Source organism: Halomonas mongoliensis, from assembly GCF_052496345.1.
The window spans coordinates 1616416-1637160 of sequence record NZ_CP199288.1; the positions used below are offsets into that span (position 1 = coordinate 1616416).

A 20745-nucleotide genomic window follows, 5' to 3' on the forward strand; every position below is an offset into this window, starting at 1 on the left:
CCTACCCCTTGAGCAGCCGATCCAGCTGGCGGTAGCCCACCGCCTCGATCAGCTGCTCCCGGGCCGGCTTCGGTTCGCCGGCCAGGTCCGCCAGGGTCAGCGCCACCCGCAGCACCCGGTGGTAGGCCCGGGCCGAGAGCTTGAGCCGCTCCAGCACACCGGCCAGCCAGGCGCGATCGGCGGCGGCGAGGCCGCAGGCCGCCTCCAGCTCCCGCCCGGCCAGGTGGGCATTGAGGGCACCCCGCGCCAGCTGCCGCTCCCGGGCCGCCACCACCCGGGCCCGCACCGCCGCCGAGGGTTCGCTCTCGGCCGCCGCCGTGAGCTGCTCCGGCGGCAGCGCCGGCACCTCCACCTGCAGGTCGATGCGATCGAGCAGCGGCCCCGAGAGGCGCGCCTGGTAGCGCTGGATCTGGGCCGCGGTGCAGTGGCAGGCCTGGCGCGGATCGCCCAGATGGCCGCAGGGGCAGGGGTTCATGGCCGCCACCAGCATGAAGCGGGCCGGATAGCGGCGCTCATGGCTGGCCCGGGCGATATGGATCCGCCCCGACTCCATGGGCTCGCGCATCACCTCCAGCACATGGCGGGAGAACTCCGGCAGCTCGTCGAGGAAGAGCACCCCGTGGTGGGCCAGCGAGATCTCGCCGGGGCGGGGCTTGGCCCCGCCGCCCACCAGGGCCACGGCGCTGGCGGTGTGATGGGGCGACCGGAAGGGGCGGCGGCCCCACTCCGCGGCCAGGGGCAGGCCGCTCACCGAGCGCACCGCCGCCACCTCCAGCGCCTCCTCGTCCGTAAGCGGCGGCAGGATGCCCGGCAGGCGGCTGGCCAGCATGGTCTTGCCGGTGCCGGGAGGGCCGGCCAGCAGCAGGTTATGGGAACCCGCGGCGGCCACCTCCAGGGCGCGGCGCGCCTGGTGCTGGCCGCGCACCTCGGCCAGGTCGGGGAGCGCCACCGACGCCTCGGGCGGGCGGGAGAGCCGGTGCGGCGCAATGGGCGCTCGCCCCAGCAGATGGCCAACCACCTCCAGCAGGTGGTCGGCGGGGAGCACCTCGAGATCGCCGGCCAGTGCCGCCTCATCGGCGTTGGCCCGAGGCACGATGAGTCGCCGGCCGGCCCGGCGGGTGGCCATGGCCAGGGGCAGTACGCCGTGAACCGGGCGCAGGCGCCCATCCAGCGCCAGCTCGCCGACGCTCTCGGTGGCCTTCAGCGCATCGGGGGGGAGCTGGCCCGAAGCCAGCAGCAGCCCCAGGGCGATGGGCAGGTCGAAGCGCCCGCCCTCCTTGGGCAGGTCGGCGGGGGCCAGGTTGAGGGTGATGCGACGCAGGGGGTAGTCGAAGCCGGCGTTGACCAGGGCGCTGCGCACCCGCTCGCGGCTCTCCTTCACGGCGGTTTCGGGCAGGCCCACCAGGGTCACCCCCGGCAGGCCGTTGGCCAGGTGGACCTCCACCTGGACCTCGGGGGCCTCGAGGCCGAGGCCCGCTCGGGTATGGACGATCGCCAGCGTCATGGGCGCTCCCTCGCCTGGAGTCATGCCCCCAAGGCTAGTCCAGAGCCGGCCCCCCTGCCCGGCGTCGGATCAGCGGCCGGCTTCGCCGCCGCCGGCGTCCTCCTCGGGGCGGGGCGTGTCGCCCTCGGCGGCGGCCGCCGGGGCGTCGGTCGGCGCCTCGCCGGTGCGCTGCTCCAGCAGCGCCTCGAGCCCGGCGACCTGCTGCTCCAGGGCCTCGACCCGGGCCCGGGTGCGCTGCAGCACATCCATCAGGATGTCGAAGTCCTCCCGGGACACCAGCTCCAGGCGGTCGAAGGCGCCGCGCACCACCTGCTGAATGCCCTTCTGCACCTCTTCCGGCGCCTGGGACGCGCCCTGCAGGCGCTCACCGATCTGCTGGGCCAGTCGGCCGATACGGTCATGGCTCACCATGGGTCTCTCCTGAACGTGGGAATGCCGGCTACAGGATACGCATGCCCCGCCGCGAGCGCATGCCCCACCGCTGCGCCAGGATGGCGCGCCTGCACCGACAGCCGGCACCAAGACGGTGCAGAAGCCTTTGCTGCGCTGCAACCACCTCGTCCGACCAGCCTCGAAAGCGACCCCAACCATTTGATTTAAAAGACTGCAAAGTGTCGATGGCACGATTATGGCCATGTCAGGGCATGCGGCCACCGCGCCGATACCCAACGCAACCGGGGAGACAAGGGATGAAACTCATCACCGCCATCATCAAGCCGTTCAAGCTCGACGACGTCCGCGAGGCGCTGGCCGACAACGGCGTTCAAGGCATCACCGTCACCGAGGTCAAGGGCTTCGGCCGCCAGAAGGGCCACACCGAGCTCTATCGCGGCGCCGAGTACGTCGTCGACTTCCTGCCGAAGGTCAAGGTCGAGGTCGCCGTGGATGACTCTCGCCTGGAGACGGTGCTCGATGCCATCTGCAGCGCGGCCAACAGCGGCAAGATCGGCGACGGCAAGGTCTTCGTCACGCCGCTGGAGGACGTGATTCGCATCCGCACCGGTGAACGCGGCCCCGACGCCGTCTGATCGTTTCCTGCCTCTGGAGAGACTGCCATGAGTGAACTGACAGAGCTGAGCTATGCGCTCGATACCTTCTACTTTCTGATCTGCGGCGTGCTGGTGATGTGGATGGCCGCCGGCTTCTCGATGCTCGAGGCTGGCCTGGTGCGCTCCAAGAACACCGCCGAGATCCTCACCAAGAACATCGCCCTGTTCGCCATCGCCTGCACCATGTACCTGCTGGTGGGCTACTACATCATGTACTCCAGCGCCGAGGGGGGCTTCCTGCCCAACCTGGGCTTCCTGCTGGGCGGCGAGAACAGCGTCGATGCGGTGCTGGCCGGCGGCGATGACGCCCCCTACTACTCCATGCGGGCCGACTATTTCTTCCAGGTCGTCTTCGTGGCCACCGCCATGTCCATCGTCTCCGGTGCCGTGGCCGAGCGCATGAAGCTGTGGGCCTTCCTGGCCTTCGCCGTGGTGATGACCGGCTTCATCTACCCGGTCTCCGGCTACTGGACCTGGGGCGAAGGCTGGCTCGACGCCGCCGGCTTCTCCGACTTCGCCGGCTCCGGCATCGTCCACATGGCCGGTGCGGCCGCGGCTCTCGCCGGCGTGCTGATCCTCGGCCCCCGCAAGGGCAAGTACGGCAAGGACGGCAGCATCTACGCCATCCCCGGCGCCAACCTGCCGCTGGCCACCCTGGGCACCTTCATCCTGTGGATGGGCTGGTTCGGCTTCAACGGCGGCTCCGAGCTGAAAGTCTCCGACGTGGACTCCGCCAACAACGTCGCCCAGGTGCTGGTCAACACCAACGCCGCGGCCGCCGGCGGCGTGATCGCCGCCCTGATCCTGGCCAAGATCTGGTTCCGCAAGGCCGACCTGACCATGACCCTCAACGGCGCCCTGGCCGGCCTGGTGGCCATCACCGCCGAGCCGCTGGCCCCCTCCGCTTTGAGTGCCGCCCTGATCGGCGCCGTGGGCGGCGCCATCGTGGTGGCCTCCATCGTGGGCCTGGACAAGCTGAAGATCGACGACCCGGTCGGCGCCATCTCGGTGCACGGCGTGGTCGGCATCTGGGGCCTGCTGGCGGTGCCTCTGACCAACGGCGACGCCACCTTCGGTGCCCAGCTCCTCGGCATCATCGCCATCTTCGCCTGGGTCTTCGCGGCGAGCCTGATCGTCTGGCTGATCCTCAAGGCAGTAATGGGCATCCGCGTCAGCGAGGAAGAAGAGTACGAGGGCGTCGACCTGGCCGAATGCGGTCTGGAGGCCTACCCCGAGTTCAGCGTCGCCAAGAAGTAAGTGACGGCAACGCCCACCGAGTGAGCTGGCGTGCTCCTCCTGGCCCCTTCGGGGGCCTTTTTTCATCCTGCTCGCCGCGGTGTATGCTAGAGAGCAATCAGGCACACTCGGGTGGCCCGGCCACCGCTGCGAACAGACGAGGAATTCGACCATGAAACTGGTGACCGCCATCATCAAGCCCTTCAAGCTGGACGACGTGAGGGAGTCCCTCTCCGAGATCGGGGTTCAGGGCATCACCGTCACCGAGGTCAAGGGATTCGGCCGCCAGAAGGGGCACACCGAGCTCTACCGCGGCGCCGAGTACGTGGTCGATTTCCTGCCCAAGGTGAAGCTGGAGGTGGCCGTGGACGACGACATGGCCGAGAAGGTGATCGACGCCATCACCCAGGTCGCCAATACCGGCAAGATCGGCGACGGCAAGATCTTCGTCACCCCGCTGGAGCAGGTGATCCGCATCCGTACCGGCGAGACGGGCAAGGACGCGGTCTGACAGCTGGAAGACAGCCTTAATGACACCGCCCCCGTGGCAAGAGCCATGGGGGCGGTTTTTCTTCCAGCTTCCAGCCGCGAAGCGGCGCTCTTCAAGCTTCCAGCTTATTTCTCGACGAAGGCGCGCTCGATGACGTAGTCGCCAGGATCGCCCATGCGCGGGGAGATCTTGAAGCCCAGGTCGTCGAGCAGGGCGCTGGTCTCGTCGAGCATCGCCGGGCTGCCGCAGATCATGGCGCGGTCCTGCTTGGAGTCCATGGGCGCAAGGCCGGTATCCTCGAAGAGCTTGCCGGTGCGGATATGGTCGGTGAGACGCCCCATGGTGTGGAACGCCTCCCGGGTTACCGTGGGGTAGTAGACCAGCTTCTCGGCGATCTCTTCGCCCAGGTACTCGTGGGCAGGCAGCTCCTGCTGGATGAAGTCGGCATAGGCCAGCTCGCTGACGCTGCGCACGCCGTGCACCAGCACCACCTTCTCGAAGCGCTCGTACACCTCCGGGTCCTGGATCAGGCTCATGAAGGGAGCGAGCCCCGTGCCTGTCGACAGGAAGTACAGGTTACGCCCCGGCAGCAGGTCGTCGGTCACCAGGGTGCCGGTGGGTTTGCGGCTCACCATGATCTGATCGCCCACCTTGAGGTGCTGAAGACGCGAGGTAAGCGGGCCGTCCGGCACCTTGATGCTGAAGAACTCGAGGTGATCCTCGTAGTTGGGGCTGGCGATGGAGTAGGCCCGCATCAGCGGCTTGCCGTCGACCTCCAGTCCGATCATCACGAACTGGCCATTCTTGAAGCGCAGGCCGCGGTCGCGGGTGGTACGGAAGCTGAAGAGGGTGTCGTTCCAGTGGTGAACGCTCAGGACCTCTTCCAGGGCGAACTTGCTCATGCCGACTCCTTGAGATAGCGCAGGCCACATATTCCCAAAAGGAATAGATGGGCAATGGATATTTGCATTGAATTCTAAGAGAAGGGGCGTTATCTGTTAAATGGATTGTATGGATAAGACTTATCCGCGTCCTTGATATAGATCACAGGAGCTCAGCCCCATGCGTTTCACCCTGCGCCAGCTGGAGGTCTTCGTCGCCGTCGCCCAGCACGAGAGCGTCTCCCGGGCCGCCCGGGTCCTGTCGCTCTCCCAGTCCGCTACCAGCACGGCCCTGGCCGAACTGGAGCGCCAGTTCGACTGCCAGCTGCTGGATCGCATCGGCAAGCGCCTCAAGCTCAATGCCCTGGGCTTCCAGCTGCTGCCCAAGGCGGTGGCCCTGCTGGATCGCGCCGAGGAGATCGAGGAGCTGCTGCGCGGCCAGCAGGGGGTCGGCACCCTGGATGTGGGTGCCACCCTGACCATCGGCAACTACCTGGCCACCCTGCTGATCGGCGACTTCATGCAGCGCTTTCCCGGCAGTCGCGTGCGGCTGGCGGTGCGCAACACCCGCGCCATCATCGAGGGGGTTCGCCACCATGAGCTGGACCTCGGGCTGATCGAGGGGCACTGCGAAGCGGAGGACGTGACGACCCAACCCTGGGTAGAGGATGAGCTGGCGGTATTCTGCTCACCGGACCACCCCCTGGCAGGGAGCGGTCCGGTGGCGCTGGAACGGCTGCTGCGCGAGGCCTGGATCATGCGCGAGGAGGGCTCGGGCACCCGCCTGACCCTGGAGCAGGCCGCTCGACACCGCCGCGGCCGCTTCAATGTTCTGCTGGAGCTGGAGCACACCGAGGGGATCAAGCGCGCCGTGGAGTCGGGGCTCGGCATCGGCTGCGTCTCCAAGCTGGCGCTGCGCGACGCCTTCCGCCGCGGCAGCCTGGTGGCGATCCCCACGCCGGAGCTGGACCTGAGCCGCCAGTTCGCCTTCATCTGGCACCGCCACAAGTACATGGCCACCGGCATGCGCGAGTTCCTCAAGCTCTGCCGGCAGATGACCGAAGGGGTGACGCGCAGCGACCAGATCGACCTGCCGCCGGTGCCCTGAGCCCGCAGGAGCGGAACGGCAGCGGGCCCGGCCATGATGGCCGGGCCCGCCGGTAGGGGTGCGCCGGGGAGCGGGGTCAACGCATATCGCTGACCGCCTCCTGGATGTCTTCCAGACTGGCCTTGGAGAGGTCCTTGGAGAGGGAGTGGATCACCAGCTTGGTGGTGGGGCCGTCGAGCTTGTCGCGCAGCTGGCCCAGGAAACGCGGGGGAGCGACCAGAATCAGCTTCTCCATGGAGTTGTCGACCCGCGCCCGGTAGAGGCGCTCGGCTACCTCCTTGGCGAAGATCAGCTCCTCATGGGTGCGCGCCGTGTTCTCGCCGCCGGAAGCACGCGATGTGACCGAGGTCGACTCGTGCACGTCGGCGCCGCGATCGGTGACCAGATCCCCCTCATGCAGCCGGCTGGCCGCATGCACCAGGCTGTCCTGCTCGACCAGCTTGAGCGCGTCGCGGGTGAAGATCCTGGCCCGCGCGGCGTCTGCCACCACGATATAGGTCGTCATAGCCACTCCTTGATGCAGGTTGTCATGAAACCGGGCCCTGGGCCTCGGCGGCACTACTTACTCAACAGTGGCAAGCCGTCCGGACCCGGTCAACCCGAATGACGTCCTGACATGGGGAAACTGCACGGGAGCTTGATCTGGGGTAGCATCCGCCCATGACCGGCAGGGATGCCGGCACGTCTCATCTCCACGATGTGCTTCCGGGAGGAGCCCGATGCGTCAGTTCCTGTTTCCCCGCCGCCCACTGTCCCGCGGCACCCTGCTCTTCTGTCATCTGCTGCTGCAGCTTGGCCTCGTCGCCGGTGCCGCCCTCTGGCTCGCCCCGCGTACGCCATGGCTGGCGCCCCTGAGCTGGGCCGAGGCCTGGCCGCCGCTGGCACTCGGCGGCGGCCTCTGGCTGCTGGCCGCCGTGGCCCTGCGCCTGCTCGCCGAGCTGTGGCTGCTGCCTCACCACCTGGCGAATGCCGCCGGGGCCGGCCCGGTGATCACGCGTTCCTACGAGCGCCGCCCAGCGGTGCATGATCCCCAGGCGGCCTGGACCAGCGATGCCCGCGCCCTGGACCCCGACGACAGCGTAGTGGGCAGCCCCCGGGTAAGGCGCCCGGCCGATCGGCTGCGCCCCCGCGAGCCCTCGCTGGACATGGCCAGCGACCAGACAGAGACCCCGCCATCCCGGGAGCCACGCCTCTAGGCAGCCTGTCGCGGCATCTCGGGGGCGCCGGCCACTCCCTTCAGCGCAGACCCAGCCCTCGCCGCACCCCGGCCAGCACCAGCACCGCGCAGGCGGCGCCGAGGGTGTTGGCGAGGATATCGGCCCAGTCGCCGCCGCTGCGGCCCGGCACCGGGATCTGGGCGTATTCGATGGCGAGGCCGTAGAACACGGCAGCCAGGAAGGCGAGCGGCAGGCGCAGCCCGGCCAGGCCCAATAGGCCGGCCAGCCCCGCGTAGCCGAGGAAGTGGTTGAGCTTGTCCCAGGGCAGGTTCGAAGGCATCTGGCTGCCCGGGGTCAGGCTGCCGATGGCAATCGCCACTGCCCCCACAACGGCCAGCGCCGCCCACAGGCGGCGCTGGTCATGCAGGCGTTTCAGCCAGGTCGGGCGACCCCTGTCAGCCATGCTGGATACGGCGGTGGTAGGCCGGGCTCAGCTCGTGCAGCGCCTCCATGAAGGCGGTGACGTTGTCCGGGTTGGTGAACTGGCTGATGCCGTGGCCCAGGTTGAAGATATGGCCGGGGCCCTCGCCGTAGCTGTCGAGGATGCGCGCCACCTCGGCGCGAATCGCCGCCGGGCGTGCGAACAGCACATTGGGGTCCAGGTTGCCCTGCAGGGCCACCTTGTGGCCGACCCGGGAGCGGGCATCGGACAACTCCGTCGTCCAGTCCAGGCCCACGGCATCGGGGCCCGCCAGGGCGATATCCTCGAGCCACTGACCGCCGTTCTTGGTGAACAGGATCACCGGCACCTTGCGCCCGTCGTGCTCGCGGATCAGGCCGGCGACGATCTGCTCCATGTAGCGCAGCGAGAACTCCAGGTAGGCCGGGGTAGAGAGTACGCCGCCCCAGGTGTCGAAGATCTGCACCGCCTGGGCGCCGGCGCGGATCTGGGCATTGAGGTACTCGGTGACCGAGGTGGCCAGGGTGTCGAGCAGGTCATGCATCACGCTAGGCGTATCGTAGAGCATGGTCTTGACGTGGCGGAAGTCCTTGCTGGAGCTGCCCTCCACCATGTAGGTGGCAAGCGTCCAGGGGCTGCCGGAGAAGCCGATCAGCGGCACCCGGCCGTTGAGCTCGCGGCGGATGGTGGAGACCGCCCGCATCACGTAGTCCAGGTCGCGCTCGGCATCGGGCACGCTGAGCGCCGCCACATCCTCGGCGCTGCGCACCGGCTTGCGGAATTTCGGCCCCTCGCCGGTCTCGAAGTAGAGCCCCAGGCCCATGGCATCGGGGATGGTGAGGATATCCGAGAAGAGGATCGCCGCGTCCAGCGGATAGCGCTCCAGGGGCTGCAGGGTCACCTCGCAGGCCAGGTCCTGGTTGCGGCAGAGGTCCATGAAGTCGCCGGCTTCGGCGCGGGTGGCGCGGTACTCCGGCAGGTAGCGGCCAGCCTGGCGCATCATCCATACCGGCGTGCGGTCCACAGGCTGACGCGCCAGGGCGCGCAGAAAGCGATCGTTCTTGAGTTCCATGCAGGCGGTCATCCACGGGAAATGTGGCGCCATTGTAGCGCATCGCCGCACGCGAGGCTTGACCGAGGCCAAGCTCGACAGGCTCTACGCGGCCGTGAGCACCGCCGCGGTTCCTGTTAGACTATTGCCCCATTCTGCGGCACCGCCCGCGGCCTGATACCGAGGTACCCAGTGACGATTCGCTTCATCGCCGCCTCTCGACTGCCCACCCCCTGGGCCACCTTCACCATGCACGGCTTCGAGGACGAGGCTACCGGCAAGGACCATATTGCCCTGACCCTCGGCGACGTGGCCGACGGAGAGCCGGTGCTGGGGCGGGTTCACTCCGAGTGCCTGACCGGCGACGCGCTCTTCTCCATGCGCTGCGACTGCGGCTATCAGCTGCAGGAGGCGCTCAAGCGCATCGCCTCCGAGGGGCGCGGAGTACTGCTCTACCTGCGCCAGGAGGGTCGCGGCATCGGCCTGCTCAACAAGATCCGCGCCTACCACCTGCAGGACCAGGGCGCCGACACCGTCGAGGCCAATGAGCAGCTCGGCTTCGGCGCCGACCTGCGCCGCTACGACCTCTGCGTGCCGATGCTCGAGCATCTGGGCATCGCCTCGCTCAGGCTGATGACCAACAACCCGCGCAAGGTCGATGCCCTGACCGGCGCCGGGGTCAAGGTCGTCGAGCGGGTGCCCCTGACCACCGGCCTCAACCCCCACAACGAGCAGTACCTCTCCACCAAGGCCGGCAAGCTCGGCCACATGATGGCCCTGGGCGACTTCACCCAGGCCAGCGACGTGGATATCGAACGCAAGGGCTGAGCGCTCTCACCCCAGCCCGTGCCGGCCCCCCGAGGCCGAGATCAGCTTGGCACCGCATGAGGTGTGGCAGCCATGGAAGGCCACCGGGATGCCATCCAGGGTGATGGTGGGGTGGCCCTCGACGATGCTGCACACCCCGTGGCCCTTCTTCGGGCAGCTTACCTTGTCGCCCACCACCGCCACCGGCTTGCCATTCACCTGATAGCGGGCCTGGCCGCTGATCACCCGCCCGCCGTGGGTGGTGGCATCGCCCAGCAGAATCACACCGTCACCGGGGTTGAACATCATCGATCCTCCCTGAAGGCATTGGCTTTATTGATCCGATTCCGGCGTGAGGGACAGCGGTTCCAGGTCGCTCACATCGGGCTGGTAGCGGTAGCCGTTGGAGCTGGGGGCGAAGCTATTACGCTCCAGCTGCCACTGCCAGGAGCGGGCAATGGCTTCTGCGACTTCCTCTTCGGTCATGCGTTCTGCCACTTCATCCCTATCATTACTAGACCCTGGGCTCGCTAGGTCATAGAGCATATAGGCCTTGACCAGGTCCTGCTCCGTACCCCAGCCATTTTCGAAATGCTGGGCCGCGTCTCTATGTGTAAAAGGTGCATCAAGCGCTACCGCCTTCATTATCCATTCAAAGGACTTCCCAAAATCCACTTCCACTCCGAGGCCTTGACGATATGTAATAGCCAAGTTTCTCATCGCATATGGATGATTGTCCTCGGCCTCCTTTCTAAGCCAGTAAATGTATTTATCATTGTTCTTTTCGACCCCCACCTCGGGGTCGCCATATCGGTAAAGGTCCTTGATATCCAGCCGTGCGGACGACATTCCTCGCTCAGCGGCTTCGGCAAGATACTTCTCATATTTTCTTGCATCTTGTTTAACCCCCATTCCGTTGCGATATATCCTGGCTAATTCGGAATAGGCTTCAGCAGCTCCCTGGCCAGCTGCCTTCTCAAGCCAATAGTGCCCCTGCTCATGATCCACCTCGACCTCTTGCGCTTCGAGGCCATAAAGGTAGGCGGCCCCCACCAGATACTGAGCCCGAACATCGCCCTCCTCCGCCTTGGCCAGGTTGGCATCAAAATCCTGACTTTGGAAAATCTCTACCACCTTTTCACATTCATCAAATATCAATCCCGCCTGAGCAAGCGGGGAAAGCACCAGCAAGATAGCAATTAAAGTCAACCTGATCACGTAAGACACTCCATGTCATCGCCAGAGGTTTGGAAGCCATGGAGGGCCACCGGGATGCTGTCGAAAATTAGGGTGGGGTGGAACATCATCGAACCTTCCTGAAGGCATTGGATTTATTGATCCGATTCCGGTGTGAGGGACAGCGGCTCCAGGTCGCTCACGTCGGGCTGGTAGCGGTAGCCATCGGAGGATGGGCGAACCACACCATGTTTCATCTGCCACTGCCAGGAGCGGGCGATAGCTTCCTCGACCTGCTCCTCCGTCATTTTATCGGCCAGCTCATATTTAGCTTCTCGCCCTATACCAGTACTCAGGTCATACATCATGTAGGCTTTGACAAAGTCCTGCTCCGTACCGAGGCCTTGTTCGAAAAACTCACCCGCATATGCTTGCGAAATTGAATCATCCCGCTCAACCGCCCTGATTAACCATTCAAAAGATTTTTTCATATCCACTTCTACGCCAAGGCCTTGTCGATAGGAAATTGCCAAGTTTCTCATAGCATATGGATGATCATCCTCGGCCTCCCTTATAAGCCAATAAATATATTTTTTTTCATCGTGCTCGATCCCCATTTCGGGGTCACCGTACCGGTAAAGGTCCTTGATATCCAACCGTGCGGATGACATTCCTCGCTCTGCGGCTTCGGCAAGATACTCCTCATACTTGCTGGCGTCTTTTTCCACCCCCATGCCCTTGCGATATATCCTGGCTAATTCGGAGTAGGCTTCAGCGGCTCCTTGGTCAGCTGCTTTCTCGAGCCAATAGCGCCCCTGCTCATAATCCACCTCGACCTCGTGAGCCTCTAGGCCATACAGGTAGGCGGCCCCCACCAGATATTGAGCCCGAACATCGCCCTCCTCCGCCTTGGCCAGGTTGGCGTAAAAATCCTGGCTTTGAAAAATCTCTACCACTTTCTCGCCCTCAAACACCCGCTCCGCCTGGGCGAGCGGGGAAAGCATCATAAAGGTCGCAACCAAAATCACCCTAATCATCTTGACAGCTCCATAATATAGTCCTCTTGCGGAAACACACCCACTTCCGGAACGTATCGGACAGTTGCCACCAGCCTTCCGCCCTCGGCATGGAGGTCCACCTCAAGCAGCATCATTATTTTTTCGCTCTCCTTCTTCAATATAAACCGATTACTATCAGGGGCGGCGTCTTGAGCATCTCCAATACTTTCCGGCTGAGGGATATAGGATGTATCTATCTGCTGCCCTCTCCTGTTCACTGGCACAATGTCACCAGCCGCATAGAGCGCCCCGCCTAAATACTGACTCTGCCCTTCTTCTGGCAGGTAATTCACCAACACCGTCAACTCACCCGCCAGATCCTCCGGGAAGCTCGCCTTGGCCGACAGGTTGAGGGTGTAGTGGTCCGGCACGATACGCCTGCCCTCTTCGGCCAGCTCTGCAGCCCACGTCTGCCGTTCAGTGGCTGGCCGGGTAGTGGCTGGCCCAATTTCACCGGACGAGACGGTGGCGCGCAGCGCTTCCATATCGAACTCGATGCCGCTGAACACCATCGTCAGCGAGTCCTGCTCCTCCATGCCGTTGGCAAACGGCTGAAACCGCAGCCGCTCCGATTGCACGCCGTAGAGGCTGCGGCGTAGCCAGGTCTCAATATGCCACGGCACCAGGCGGGCCAGCCGATACACCAGCACCAGGCTGATGACGCCGATCACCAGCGGAACCAGGACCAGGGAGCTGGCGGCGATGGCGAGGATGCCCCCGCCGATGGTGACGCCCCCCAGATACCGCTTGTGGCGCACCCGCTCGCGCAGCTCGCCGCGCCGGGCCATGGCGCCGGCCTCGCCCAGCGCCCGAAAACCATCGACAAGGCCGATGGCGCCAACCCCCCGGCCCAGGTGCCGGGCCACGCTGTCGTACTGGGCGCCCCTGAGGATGCGCGCATCGGCCAGCGTGCCGCTGGTGGCCAGGCCGCGGCGCACCGCGTTGCCGGCGGCCCTCTCGAAGGCGAGCTGGGTGAGAGCCCCCATGGCACCGAGCAGGCCCCACCAGTGCTCGAGGCTGCGCGGCTTGTCGGCGAGGGACTTGCCCGCTTCAAAGAAGCTGAGCAGCGCCAGGGCGGTCACGGGTAGCTGGACGGCCTTGTCACCGACCCTCAGGCGCCCCCACAGGCGCCGCTGTTCGTCGATGATGCGCTGGCGCTCCACCAGGGGAAGGGTGACCGGCTTGCCTCCTGCGGTCAGCGCGTTTTCGTCGATGCCCTCCACATAGCCGGCGACGCGCGCGAGATCGCTATCCCGGATCTGCCACAGCACCTTGACGCGGGTGGCGTCCGCCACGTCGGGGCCGGGCAGGTTGCCGCCGGTACGCGCGCCGTTCTCCAGCGGGTCGACGTAGCGCGGCTCCCCGTCGGGGCCTCGGCGGGCCGAGCCGTCCGGGTTGGCCAGGTAGCTGACGAGGCGACGATAGTCGCCCATGGTGACCTCCATCTCGACCACATAGCTGGCACCGGAAGCGAAGCTGGCATCCGGCGTGGTGACCAAACCATCGACCTGCAACAGCCGCGCATACTGCACCATGATCCCGCTGCGCGGAGCGACAGGCCGGCCACCGGCGGCCTGGTCCGCCGTTTCCTGGCCCAGCAGGGCGCCTGCGGCGCCGAGGATGGTGGTGCCGAGATCAGAGAGCGCCCGGCGGCTGGCCTCGAATTCCGCCAGGCTCCGGCCACTGTTGGCCACATCGCGCAGGCCTTTCAGCAGGTTGAACCAGTCCTTGAGCTTCACTTCGCCAAAGAAGGCGGTGCCCTCCCCCAGCGCCAGGGCATCGGCCACGAAGGCTTCCGCAGTTTCACGATGGTTGTGGAAGTAGGCGCGCACGATGGGATTTTCGGCGTCATTCAGCCGCGTCAGCAGCTGCTCCCAGGCCCATGCGCTACTGGCGGAGAGCACGCCACCCCTCAGGGCATTGCCGACGATCTCGGTCACGCGCTCGCCATAGCGGGGGGAGAGGTGGTCGTAGCGGTCCAGCGCATTGCGCAGGCCATGCATCAGCCACTGGGCGTAGTCGCATCAGCGCTGCAGAAGAGCGTGTTGATCACCCCAGCCCGTGCCGGCCCCCCCAGGCCGAGATCAGCTTGGCACCGCATGACGTGTGGCAGCCATGGAGGGCCACCGGGATGCCGTCGACATCGAGGATGAGGGCGGTGTGGAACATCATCGCCCCCCCTGAAGGCATTGGCTTTATTGATCCGGTTCCGGCGTGAGGGACAGCGGCTCCAGGTCGCTCACATCGGGCTGGTAGCGGTAGCCGTTGGAGCTGGGGGCGAAGCTATTACGCTCCAGCTGCCACTGCCAGGAGCGGGCAATGGCTTCTGCGACTTCCTCTTCGGTCATGCGCTCTGCCACTTCATCCCTATCATTACTAGACCCTGGGCTCGCTAGGTCATAGAGCATATAAGCCCTGACCAGGTCCTGCTCCGCCCCCCACCCATTTTTGAAATGTTCGGCTGCATCTCTATGTGAAAAAGGCGCATCTAGCACTACCGCCCGCGTGATCCACTCAAAAGCTTTATCAAGGTCTTTTTCCACACCACGCCCCTCTCGATACCTAAGAGACAAAGTAATCATGGAGGATGTATAGCCAGCTTCTGCGTTGTTAATAACCCAGCGGAGATATTTTTCTTCGTTCTTTTCGACCCCAAGCTCCGGATCTCCGTAACGATATAGGTTCATGATCTCCAACCGTGCAGACGACATTCCTCGCTCGGCAGACTCGGCAAGGTAGGCCTCATACTTGCTTGCATCTTTCTTCACCCCTATACCGTCACGATAGGCAATGGCGAGTTCATCAAAGGCTTCGGCAGCCCCCTGCCTGGCAGCTGCTTTCAACCAGTGCAGGCCTTTCGCGTGGTCTACATCGACCTCTTGCGCCTCGAGACCGTACAGGTAGGCGGCCCCTACCAGATACTGAGCCCGAACATCGCCCTCCTCCGCCTTGGCCAGGTTGGCGTCAAAATCCTGGCTTTGAAAAATCTCTACCACTTTCTCGCCCTCAAACACCCGCTCCGCCTGGGCGAGCGGGGAAAGCACCAGCAAGATAGCAATTAAAGTCAACCTGATCACGTAAGACACTCCATGTCACCGCCAGAACGCTGGCGGCCACCCGAGGCCGAGATCAGCTTGGCACCGCATGAGGTGTGGCAGCCATGGAGGGCCACCGGGATGCCGTCGACATCGAGGATGAGGGCGGTGTGGAACATCATCAATCCTCCCTGAAGGTACTGCCTTTATTGATCCAATTCCGGCGTGAGGGACAGCGGCTCCAGGTCGCTCACATCGGGCTGGTAGCGGTAGCCATCGGAAGCTGGTCTGACCACTTCATGCTCCTGTTGCCACTGCCAGGAGCGGGCGATAGCTTCCTCGATCTGCTCCTCCGTCATTTTATCGGCCAGCTCATATTTAGCTTCTCGCCCTATACCAGTACTCAGGTCATACATCATGTAGGCTTTGACAAAGTCCTGCTCCGTACCGAGGCCTTGTTCGAAAAACTCACCCGCATATGCTTGCGAAATTGAATCATCCCGCTCAACCGCCCTGATTAACCATTCAAAAGATTTTTTCATATCCACTTCTACACCAAGGCCTTGGCGATAGGAAATTGCCAAGTTTCTCATAGCATATGGATGATCATCCTCGGCCTCCCTTATAAGCCAATAAATATATTTTTTTTCATCCTGCTCGATCCCCATTTCGGGGTCACCGTACCGGTAAAGGTCCTTGATATCCAACCGTGCGGATGACATTCCTCGCTCTGCGGCTTCGGCAAGATACTCCTCATACTTGCTAGCGTCTTTTTCCACCCCCATGCCCTTGCGATATATCCTGGCTAATTCAGAATAGGCTTCAGCGGCGCCTTGGTCAGCTGCCTTCTCGAGCCAATAGCGTCCCTGCTCATGATCCACCTCGACCTCTTGCGCTTCAAGGCCGTACAGGTAGGCCGCCCCCACCAGATACTGAGCACGAACGTCGCCCTCTTTTGCCTTGATCAGGTTGGCGTCGAAATCCTGGCTTTGAAAAAGCTCTACCACTTTCTCGCCCTCAAACACCCGCTCCGCCTGGGCGAGCGGGGAAAGTACCATCAGGATCGCAACGACAAATACCCTGATCACGCAAGACACTCCATGTCATCACCAGAACGCTGGCACCACTGGCTCATAAAGAAGAAACGGGCCCGTCAATGAAGGGCCCGTGCTGCGCTGAATGGCTGTGACTGTCATCAACACGATTGAAGTGGGCGGCAGGCCTCACTCAAGCCCGTGCCGGCCCCCCGAGGCCGAGATCAGCTTGGCACCGCATGAGGTGTGGCAGCCATGGAAGGCCACCGGGATGCCATCCAGGGTGATGGTGGGGTGGCCCTCGACGATGCTGCACACCCCGTGGCCCTTCTTCGGGCAGCTTACCTTGTCGCCCACCACCGCCACCGGCTTGCCGTTCACCTGATAGCGGGCCTGGCCGCTGATCACCCGCCCGCCGTGGGTGGTGGCATCGCCCAGCAGAATCACACCGTCACCGGGGTTGAACATCATCGATCCTCCCTGAAGGTACTGCCTTTATTGATCCGATTCCGGCGTGAGGGACAGCGGCTCCAGGTCGCTCACATCGGGCTGGTAGCGGTAGCCATCAGAGGATGGGCGAACCACACCATGTTTCATCTGCCACTGCCAGGAGCGCGCGATAGCTTCCTCGATTTGCTCTTCCGTCATTTTATCGGCCAGCTCATATTTAGCTTCTCGCCCAATACCAGTGCTCAGGTCATACATCATGTAGGCTTTGACAAAGTCCTGCTCTGTACCGAGGCCTTGTTCGAAAAATTCGCCTGCATATGCCTGCGCCAGTGAATCATCCTGCTCCACGGCTCGAATGATCCATTCGAAGGCTTTTTCAAGATCTCTTTCAACGCCTCTACCCTGCCGATATCTCACTGCTAGATTTTCCATGGATATGGTCAAACCATCTTCCGCGGTGACTTGAAGCCAATAAATATACTTATCCTCATCCGGCTCGATATTGAGCTCGGGGTCACCATCTCGATAGAGATCCAAAAGCTCTAGCCTTCTCGAGCGCATGCCTCGCTCACCGGATTCAGCAAGATACTCCTCATACTTGCTGGCGTCTTTTTCCACCCCCATGCCCTTGCGATATATCCTGGCTAATTCGGAATAGGCTTCAGCGGCTCCTTGACCAGCTGCCTTCTCAAGCCAATAGCGCCCTTGCTCATGGTCCACCTCGACCTGTTGCACTTCGAGACCATACAGGTACGCGGCCCCCACCAGATGCTGAGCCCGAACGTCGCCCTCTTCTGCCTTGATCAGGTTGGCGTCAAAATCCTGGCTTTGAAAAAGCTCCACCACCTTTTCGCCTTCAAATACCCGCTCCGCCTGGGCGAGCGGGGAAAGCACCAGCAAGATAGCAATTAAAGTCAACCTGATCACGTAAGACACTCCATGTCATCACCAGAAAGCTGGCACCACTGGCTCATGAAGAAGAAACGGGCCCGTCAATGAAGGGCCCGTGCTGCGCTGAATGGCTGTGACTGTCATCAACACGATTGCAGTGGGCGGCAGGCCTCACTCAAGCCCGTGCCGGCCCCCCGAGGCCGAGATCAGCTTGGCACCGCATGACGTGTGGCAGCCATGGAGGGCCACCGGGATGCCATCGAGGATGAGGGTGGGGTTGAACATCATCGATCCTCCCTGAAGGCATTGGCTTTATTGATCCGATTCCGGCGTGAGGGACAGCGGCTCCAGGTCGCTCACGTCGGGCTGGTAGCGGTAGCCGTTGGAGCTGGGGCGGTAGCTGTTCCGCTCCAGCTGCCACTGCCAGGAACGGGCGATAGCTTCTCCGATCTGCTCTTCCGTCATTTTCTTCGCTACCTCATCTCTTTCTTCATTGTCTGCCCACCCTGCAAGATCATACATCATGTAGGCCGTGACCAAGTCCTGCTCCGTGCCAAGGCCTTGTTCGAAAAATTCACCCGCATATGCCTGCGCCAGTGAATCATCCTGCTCCACGGCTCGAATGATCCATTCAAAAGCCTTTTCATAATTCACTTCAAAGCCACGTCCCTGCCGATATCGACGGGCCATATTTCTCATGGAAATCGGCACCCCATCCTCTGCTGTTTTCTCAAGCCAGTAGAGGTATTTTTCCTCATCAGGTTCGATACCAAGCTCAGGATCACCTTCTCGATAGAGATCCATGATATCCAGACGTGCAGCCGACATTCCTCGCTCGGCAGATTCGGCAAGGTAGGCCTCATACTTACTGGCGTCTTTTTTCACCCCTATCCCGTCACGATAGGCGATGGCGAGTTCATCATAGGCTTCTGCCGCCCCCTGTTTGGCGGCCACCTTCAACCAGTGCAGGCCTTTCTCGTGGTCTACCTCGATCTCTTGCTCTTCGAGTCCGTAGAGGTAGGCCGTCCCCACTAGATACTGAGCCCGAACATCGCCTCCCTCTGCCTTGACCAAGTTGGCGTCAAAATCCTGGCTATGAAAAATCTCCACCACCTTTTCACTTTCATCAAACACCAACCCCGCTTGGGCGAGCGGAAAAATAAAAAAAACAACACAAGCAAAAACCCATCTAGCCATGTCCTATAGCTCCATCCTAAACGGCTGATATTGCCTCTCACCAACTTCGGAAAGATAGACAACCTCAGCCACCAGAAATCCTGACTCGAAATTGAAATCCACTTCAAGCAGCATTGTCTTTTTTTCGCCATCCTGTTCCAATTCGAACACACTACCCTCTGGAATGGACGCCCTTGCCCTACCCACGCCTCTTGTATCAGAAGAGGTAAGATCTTGACCATTTCTATTTACGGGCACAATGTCACCATCGGCATATCTTGCCCCGCCCAAATATTGTTCATCCCCCGCTTCATTTTGGTAATTCACTAAAACTGTCAACGCTCCCGCCAGATCCTCCGGGAAGCTCGCCGTGGCCGTCAGGCTGATGGTTTGCAGGAGCTGCGTTTCCGTCTCATTCAGCGGGCGGAACACCCGAGTTCGACAGATAGAAGCGTAAGCCACTGATTAGCCTGGAAACGCGTTTTCAAAATTGGCACTACAAGCGAGATGCAGTCGGCGCCGGTAGTCCAATGGCCTCGAAGAGATCGCGTTGTTCAGGCTTCAGTTTGGTCAGGCCGCTCGCCGTCTCGCGACGGTGAAGCAGGACCTGGTGGAATTGGATCTTGCGGGCAATCTCCAGTGCCCGCGTCGGCGACAGTGAGTGATCGCTGGCCTTCAACCGTATCCGGAGCACCCGGTAAAGCACCAGGGCGAGGAAGCAGATCAGCGCATGGGCACGGATGCGATCCGGCAGCCGGTGATAGACCGGCGCGATCTCGATGTCGCTCTTCAGCACCCGGAAGCCGCGCTCGATGTCTGCCAGCGCCCGGTAGCGCTCCACGATCTCCTTCGGGTCGTGGTCGGCCATGTTGGTGACCAACAGCAGCTTGCCGTCCATCACCCTGGCGCGATCGAGCGCGCGCTGATCCAGGACATAGTTGAACGTCTCGGCGGTCAGATCGACCTTTAGGATATGCCCGAGGTGAGCGTCGGTGACGGCCTTGTAGAACCTGGCGGTGACGCCGGCATCGGAGAGCTTTCTGCCGCGGTAGCGACGCCCAGCATCTTGGTTGTCCAGCTTCTCGAACCACTGGCGTGCATCGGCCTGCAGCGCCTCGATCTTCTGATCACGTGCCGCCGTCTGCGCCTTGGCGACCTCCGGCCGGTGCGCCACGATCAGCCGATGATCCTGCCATGTCATCTCGCCGTAGGCTTCGTGTTCGGCGTCGACATCCTGGCAGTGCGCTTGATGAAACGCCTTCAGCAGCGCATCGAATTCGCCATAACGGCGGCCCGGCACCGCCAGAATGAATTCCAGAGGGCGATCCTCGATACGCACGGCGGACAGAGCAGCCAGATTGTCCAGCGAGAGCAGGCCACGGTCGGCGACCAGTACGACTCGCCGCACATTGAAGCGCTTGACCACCGTCTCGATGGTCGGCAGCAACGTGCGGGTTTCCGCGACATTGCCATCGAAGACTTCGTGGTGAATGGGTAAGCCTTCCGCCGTCTGCACGACACCGAGCATGAACTGGCGGGCGATGCCGCCCTCCTTCGAGGGACCGTATTGACGGACATCACCGTCGAGTGAGGTACTGCCTTCTGCCCGAATTGTGGTGAGGTCGTAGAAGACGATCGAGAGTTCCTGGTCGATCAGTGGCTTGAGCTGCTGTGCCAGAACGTCATTGAGGGCTTCGCTACAGTCCGACAGGGTATCCATGGTGCGCAGCAGATGCTGGTGACTGATCGAGGCCGTGTCGACGTCGGGCACCAGTACATCTTCCAGCCAGCGCAGCACCCCGAGCTTGGATTCCGGATCACATAGCCGATTGAACACCATGACCCGCAGCAGCCGCTCGGCATCGAACTGGCGCTTGCTACGCAAGACACGCCGGAAGGCGTCATCCAGGCCGAGCTCTTTCCAGAGTGACGTCAGCAGCCAAGTATCACCCACGGAGCGCGCCGGCGCGAAGTCGGTCTCGCCGGTGCCTTCCTCGAGTGTTGGCTGGCCGGTGACGCGCAGCAGGCCGTTGATCAGCGCGCTGGATTCCCCGGCCGTGACGGCCTCAAGACGTCCCAGCGTCGCGATCACGCGTTGGCGCGGCTTGCCGGCCTCGTCGCGATAGGACTCGACGAGCTTCACATAGCGGCGAGGGCCGGATTTGGTGACTTTGACGAACAT

Annotated in this window: 26 protein-coding genes; 6 read left to right on the forward strand and 20 right to left on the reverse strand. The window is 62.9% G+C overall.

Annotation, left to right across the window (positions count from 1 at the left end; translation table 11 throughout):
- Nucleotide 1: 1 nt before the first annotated feature.
- Nucleotides 2-1504, reverse strand: coding sequence for a YifB family Mg chelatase-like AAA ATPase (locus ACRYRV_RS07590; RefSeq protein ID WP_444985508.1), 1503 nt, complete (start codon nucleotides 1502-1504; stop codon nucleotides 2-4).
- Nucleotides 1505-1573: 69 nt separating this feature from the next.
- Nucleotides 1574-1915 (reverse strand): accessory factor UbiK family protein, encoded by a 342-nt coding sequence (locus ACRYRV_RS07595; protein ID WP_253447613.1) that lies wholly within the window; start codon nucleotides 1913-1915, stop codon nucleotides 1574-1576.
- Nucleotides 1916-2193: 278 nt separating this feature from the next.
- Here ACRYRV_RS07595 and ACRYRV_RS07600 point away from each other — a divergent pair, with 278 nt between their 5' ends.
- From ACRYRV_RS07600 to glnK, 3 genes are all read left to right on the forward strand, one after another.
- Nucleotides 2194-2532: a P-II family nitrogen regulator gene (locus tag ACRYRV_RS07600; RefSeq protein ID WP_253447610.1), complete on the forward strand. Its 339-nt coding sequence runs from the start codon at nucleotides 2194-2196 to the stop codon at nucleotides 2530-2532.
- A gap of 27 nt (nucleotides 2533-2559) precedes the next feature.
- Nucleotides 2560-3810: an ammonium transporter gene (locus ACRYRV_RS07605; protein WP_253447608.1), complete on the forward strand. Its 1251-nt coding sequence runs from the start codon at nucleotides 2560-2562 to the stop codon at nucleotides 3808-3810.
- 151 nt (nucleotides 3811-3961) lie between these two features.
- On the forward strand, nucleotides 3962-4300 hold the full coding sequence (gene glnK / locus ACRYRV_RS07610; protein ID WP_110069051.1) for a P-II family nitrogen regulator: 339 nt from the start codon (nucleotides 3962-3964) through the stop codon (nucleotides 4298-4300).
- A 104-nt stretch (nucleotides 4301-4404) separates the two neighbouring features.
- Here glnK and ACRYRV_RS07615 read toward each other — a convergent pair whose 3' ends face one another.
- The gene (locus ACRYRV_RS07615; protein WP_444985507.1) at nucleotides 4405-5181 is read right to left on the reverse strand and encodes a ferredoxin--NADP reductase; all 777 of its coding nucleotides are present in this window, start codon (nucleotides 5179-5181) and stop codon (nucleotides 4405-4407) included.
- Nucleotides 5182-5341: 160 nt separating this feature from the next.
- On the opposite strand from ACRYRV_RS07615, the gene ACRYRV_RS07620 reads away from it, so the two are divergent.
- Nucleotides 5342-6268, forward strand: a complete 927-nt coding sequence (locus tag ACRYRV_RS07620) for a LysR family transcriptional regulator (RefSeq protein WP_253447602.1) — start codon at nucleotides 5342-5344, stop codon at nucleotides 6266-6268.
- 76 nt (nucleotides 6269-6344) lie between these two features.
- Here ACRYRV_RS07620 and ACRYRV_RS07625 read toward each other — a convergent pair whose 3' ends face one another.
- Complete coding sequence (locus ACRYRV_RS07625) at nucleotides 6345-6773, reverse strand: host attachment protein (protein ID WP_253447599.1); 429 nt, start codon at nucleotides 6771-6773, stop codon at nucleotides 6345-6347.
- Nucleotides 6774-6987: 214 nt separating this feature from the next.
- Here ACRYRV_RS07625 and ACRYRV_RS07630 point away from each other — a divergent pair, with 214 nt between their 5' ends.
- A complete protein-coding gene (locus tag ACRYRV_RS07630; protein ID WP_444985506.1) occupies nucleotides 6988-7464 on the forward strand; it encodes a hypothetical protein in 477 nt (158 codons plus the stop codon).
- A gap of 40 nt (nucleotides 7465-7504) precedes the next feature.
- Here ACRYRV_RS07630 and ACRYRV_RS07635 read toward each other — a convergent pair whose 3' ends face one another.
- Both ACRYRV_RS07635 and hemE read right to left on the reverse strand, forming a co-directional pair.
- Nucleotides 7505-7888, reverse strand: a complete 384-nt coding sequence (locus tag ACRYRV_RS07635) for a VanZ family protein (RefSeq protein ID WP_444985505.1) — start codon at nucleotides 7886-7888, stop codon at nucleotides 7505-7507.
- Nucleotides 7881-8957: a uroporphyrinogen decarboxylase gene (gene hemE / locus ACRYRV_RS07640; RefSeq protein ID WP_309637411.1), complete on the reverse strand. Its 1077-nt coding sequence runs from the start codon at nucleotides 8955-8957 to the stop codon at nucleotides 7881-7883. The genes ACRYRV_RS07635 and hemE overlap by 8 nt, the downstream gene beginning before the upstream one ends.
- A gap of 171 nt (nucleotides 8958-9128) precedes the next feature.
- Between hemE and ribA the strand changes: the two genes are divergently transcribed.
- Complete coding sequence (ribA, locus tag ACRYRV_RS07645; protein WP_444985504.1) at nucleotides 9129-9764, forward strand: GTP cyclohydrolase II; 636 nt, start codon at nucleotides 9129-9131, stop codon at nucleotides 9762-9764.
- A 6-nt stretch (nucleotides 9765-9770) separates the two neighbouring features.
- On the opposite strand, the gene ACRYRV_RS07650 is transcribed toward ribA, so the two are convergent.
- From ACRYRV_RS07650 to ACRYRV_RS07715, 14 genes are all read right to left on the reverse strand, one after another.
- Nucleotides 9771-10052 (reverse strand): PAAR domain-containing protein, encoded by a 282-nt coding sequence (locus ACRYRV_RS07650; RefSeq protein ID WP_309637413.1) that lies wholly within the window; start codon nucleotides 10050-10052, stop codon nucleotides 9771-9773.
- Between the two features lie 24 nt (nucleotides 10053-10076).
- The gene (locus ACRYRV_RS07655) at nucleotides 10077-10961 is read right to left on the reverse strand and encodes a tetratricopeptide repeat protein (RefSeq protein WP_444985503.1); all 885 of its coding nucleotides are present in this window, start codon (nucleotides 10959-10961) and stop codon (nucleotides 10077-10079) included.
- Nucleotides 10962-11074: 113 nt separating this feature from the next.
- Nucleotides 11075-11956: a tetratricopeptide repeat protein gene (locus tag ACRYRV_RS07660; RefSeq protein ID WP_444985502.1), complete on the reverse strand. Its 882-nt coding sequence runs from the start codon at nucleotides 11954-11956 to the stop codon at nucleotides 11075-11077.
- Complete coding sequence (locus tag ACRYRV_RS07665; RefSeq protein WP_444985501.1) at nucleotides 11953-13980, reverse strand: hypothetical protein; 2028 nt, start codon at nucleotides 13978-13980, stop codon at nucleotides 11953-11955. Before ACRYRV_RS07665 ends, ACRYRV_RS07660 begins: the two co-directional genes overlap by 4 nt.
- Before the next feature lie 46 nt (nucleotides 13981-14026).
- Nucleotides 14027-14149 carry a hypothetical protein gene (locus ACRYRV_RS07670; RefSeq protein WP_444985500.1) on the reverse strand — a complete coding sequence of 41 codons (123 nt, stop codon included), beginning with the start codon at nucleotides 14147-14149 and terminating at the stop codon, nucleotides 14027-14029.
- Nucleotides 14150-14172: 23 nt separating this feature from the next.
- Nucleotides 14173-15054, reverse strand: a complete 882-nt coding sequence (locus ACRYRV_RS07675) for a tetratricopeptide repeat protein (protein ID WP_444985499.1) — start codon at nucleotides 15052-15054, stop codon at nucleotides 14173-14175.
- Entirely contained in the window at nucleotides 15051-15194 is a 144-nt protein-coding gene (locus tag ACRYRV_RS07680) for a hypothetical protein (protein ID WP_444985498.1), read from the reverse strand. Before ACRYRV_RS07680 ends, ACRYRV_RS07675 begins: the two co-directional genes overlap by 4 nt.
- Nucleotides 15195-15218: 24 nt before the next feature.
- Nucleotides 15219-16100 carry a tetratricopeptide repeat protein gene (locus ACRYRV_RS07685; RefSeq protein WP_444985497.1) on the reverse strand — a complete coding sequence of 294 codons (882 nt, stop codon included), beginning with the start codon at nucleotides 16098-16100 and terminating at the stop codon, nucleotides 15219-15221.
- A gap of 135 nt (nucleotides 16101-16235) precedes the next feature.
- Nucleotides 16236-16517, reverse strand: a complete 282-nt coding sequence (locus ACRYRV_RS07690) for a PAAR domain-containing protein (RefSeq protein ID WP_302140201.1) — start codon at nucleotides 16515-16517, stop codon at nucleotides 16236-16238.
- A gap of 24 nt (nucleotides 16518-16541) precedes the next feature.
- Nucleotides 16542-17423: a tetratricopeptide repeat protein gene (locus ACRYRV_RS07695; protein WP_444985496.1), complete on the reverse strand. Its 882-nt coding sequence runs from the start codon at nucleotides 17421-17423 to the stop codon at nucleotides 16542-16544.
- Between the two features lie 135 nt (nucleotides 17424-17558).
- Complete coding sequence (locus ACRYRV_RS07700; RefSeq protein WP_444985495.1) at nucleotides 17559-17675, reverse strand: PAAR domain-containing protein; 117 nt, start codon at nucleotides 17673-17675, stop codon at nucleotides 17559-17561.
- Between the two features lie 24 nt (nucleotides 17676-17699).
- Nucleotides 17700-18584 (reverse strand): tetratricopeptide repeat protein, encoded by an 885-nt coding sequence (locus ACRYRV_RS07705; RefSeq protein ID WP_444985494.1) that lies wholly within the window; start codon nucleotides 18582-18584, stop codon nucleotides 17700-17702.
- A 3-nt stretch (nucleotides 18585-18587) separates the two neighbouring features.
- The gene (locus tag ACRYRV_RS07710) at nucleotides 18588-18995 is read right to left on the reverse strand and encodes a hypothetical protein (RefSeq protein WP_444985493.1); all 408 of its coding nucleotides are present in this window, start codon (nucleotides 18993-18995) and stop codon (nucleotides 18588-18590) included.
- Between the two features lie 64 nt (nucleotides 18996-19059).
- Nucleotides 19060-20745 (reverse strand): IS1634 family transposase, encoded by a 1686-nt coding sequence (locus ACRYRV_RS07715; RefSeq protein ID WP_444984110.1) that lies wholly within the window; start codon nucleotides 20743-20745, stop codon nucleotides 19060-19062.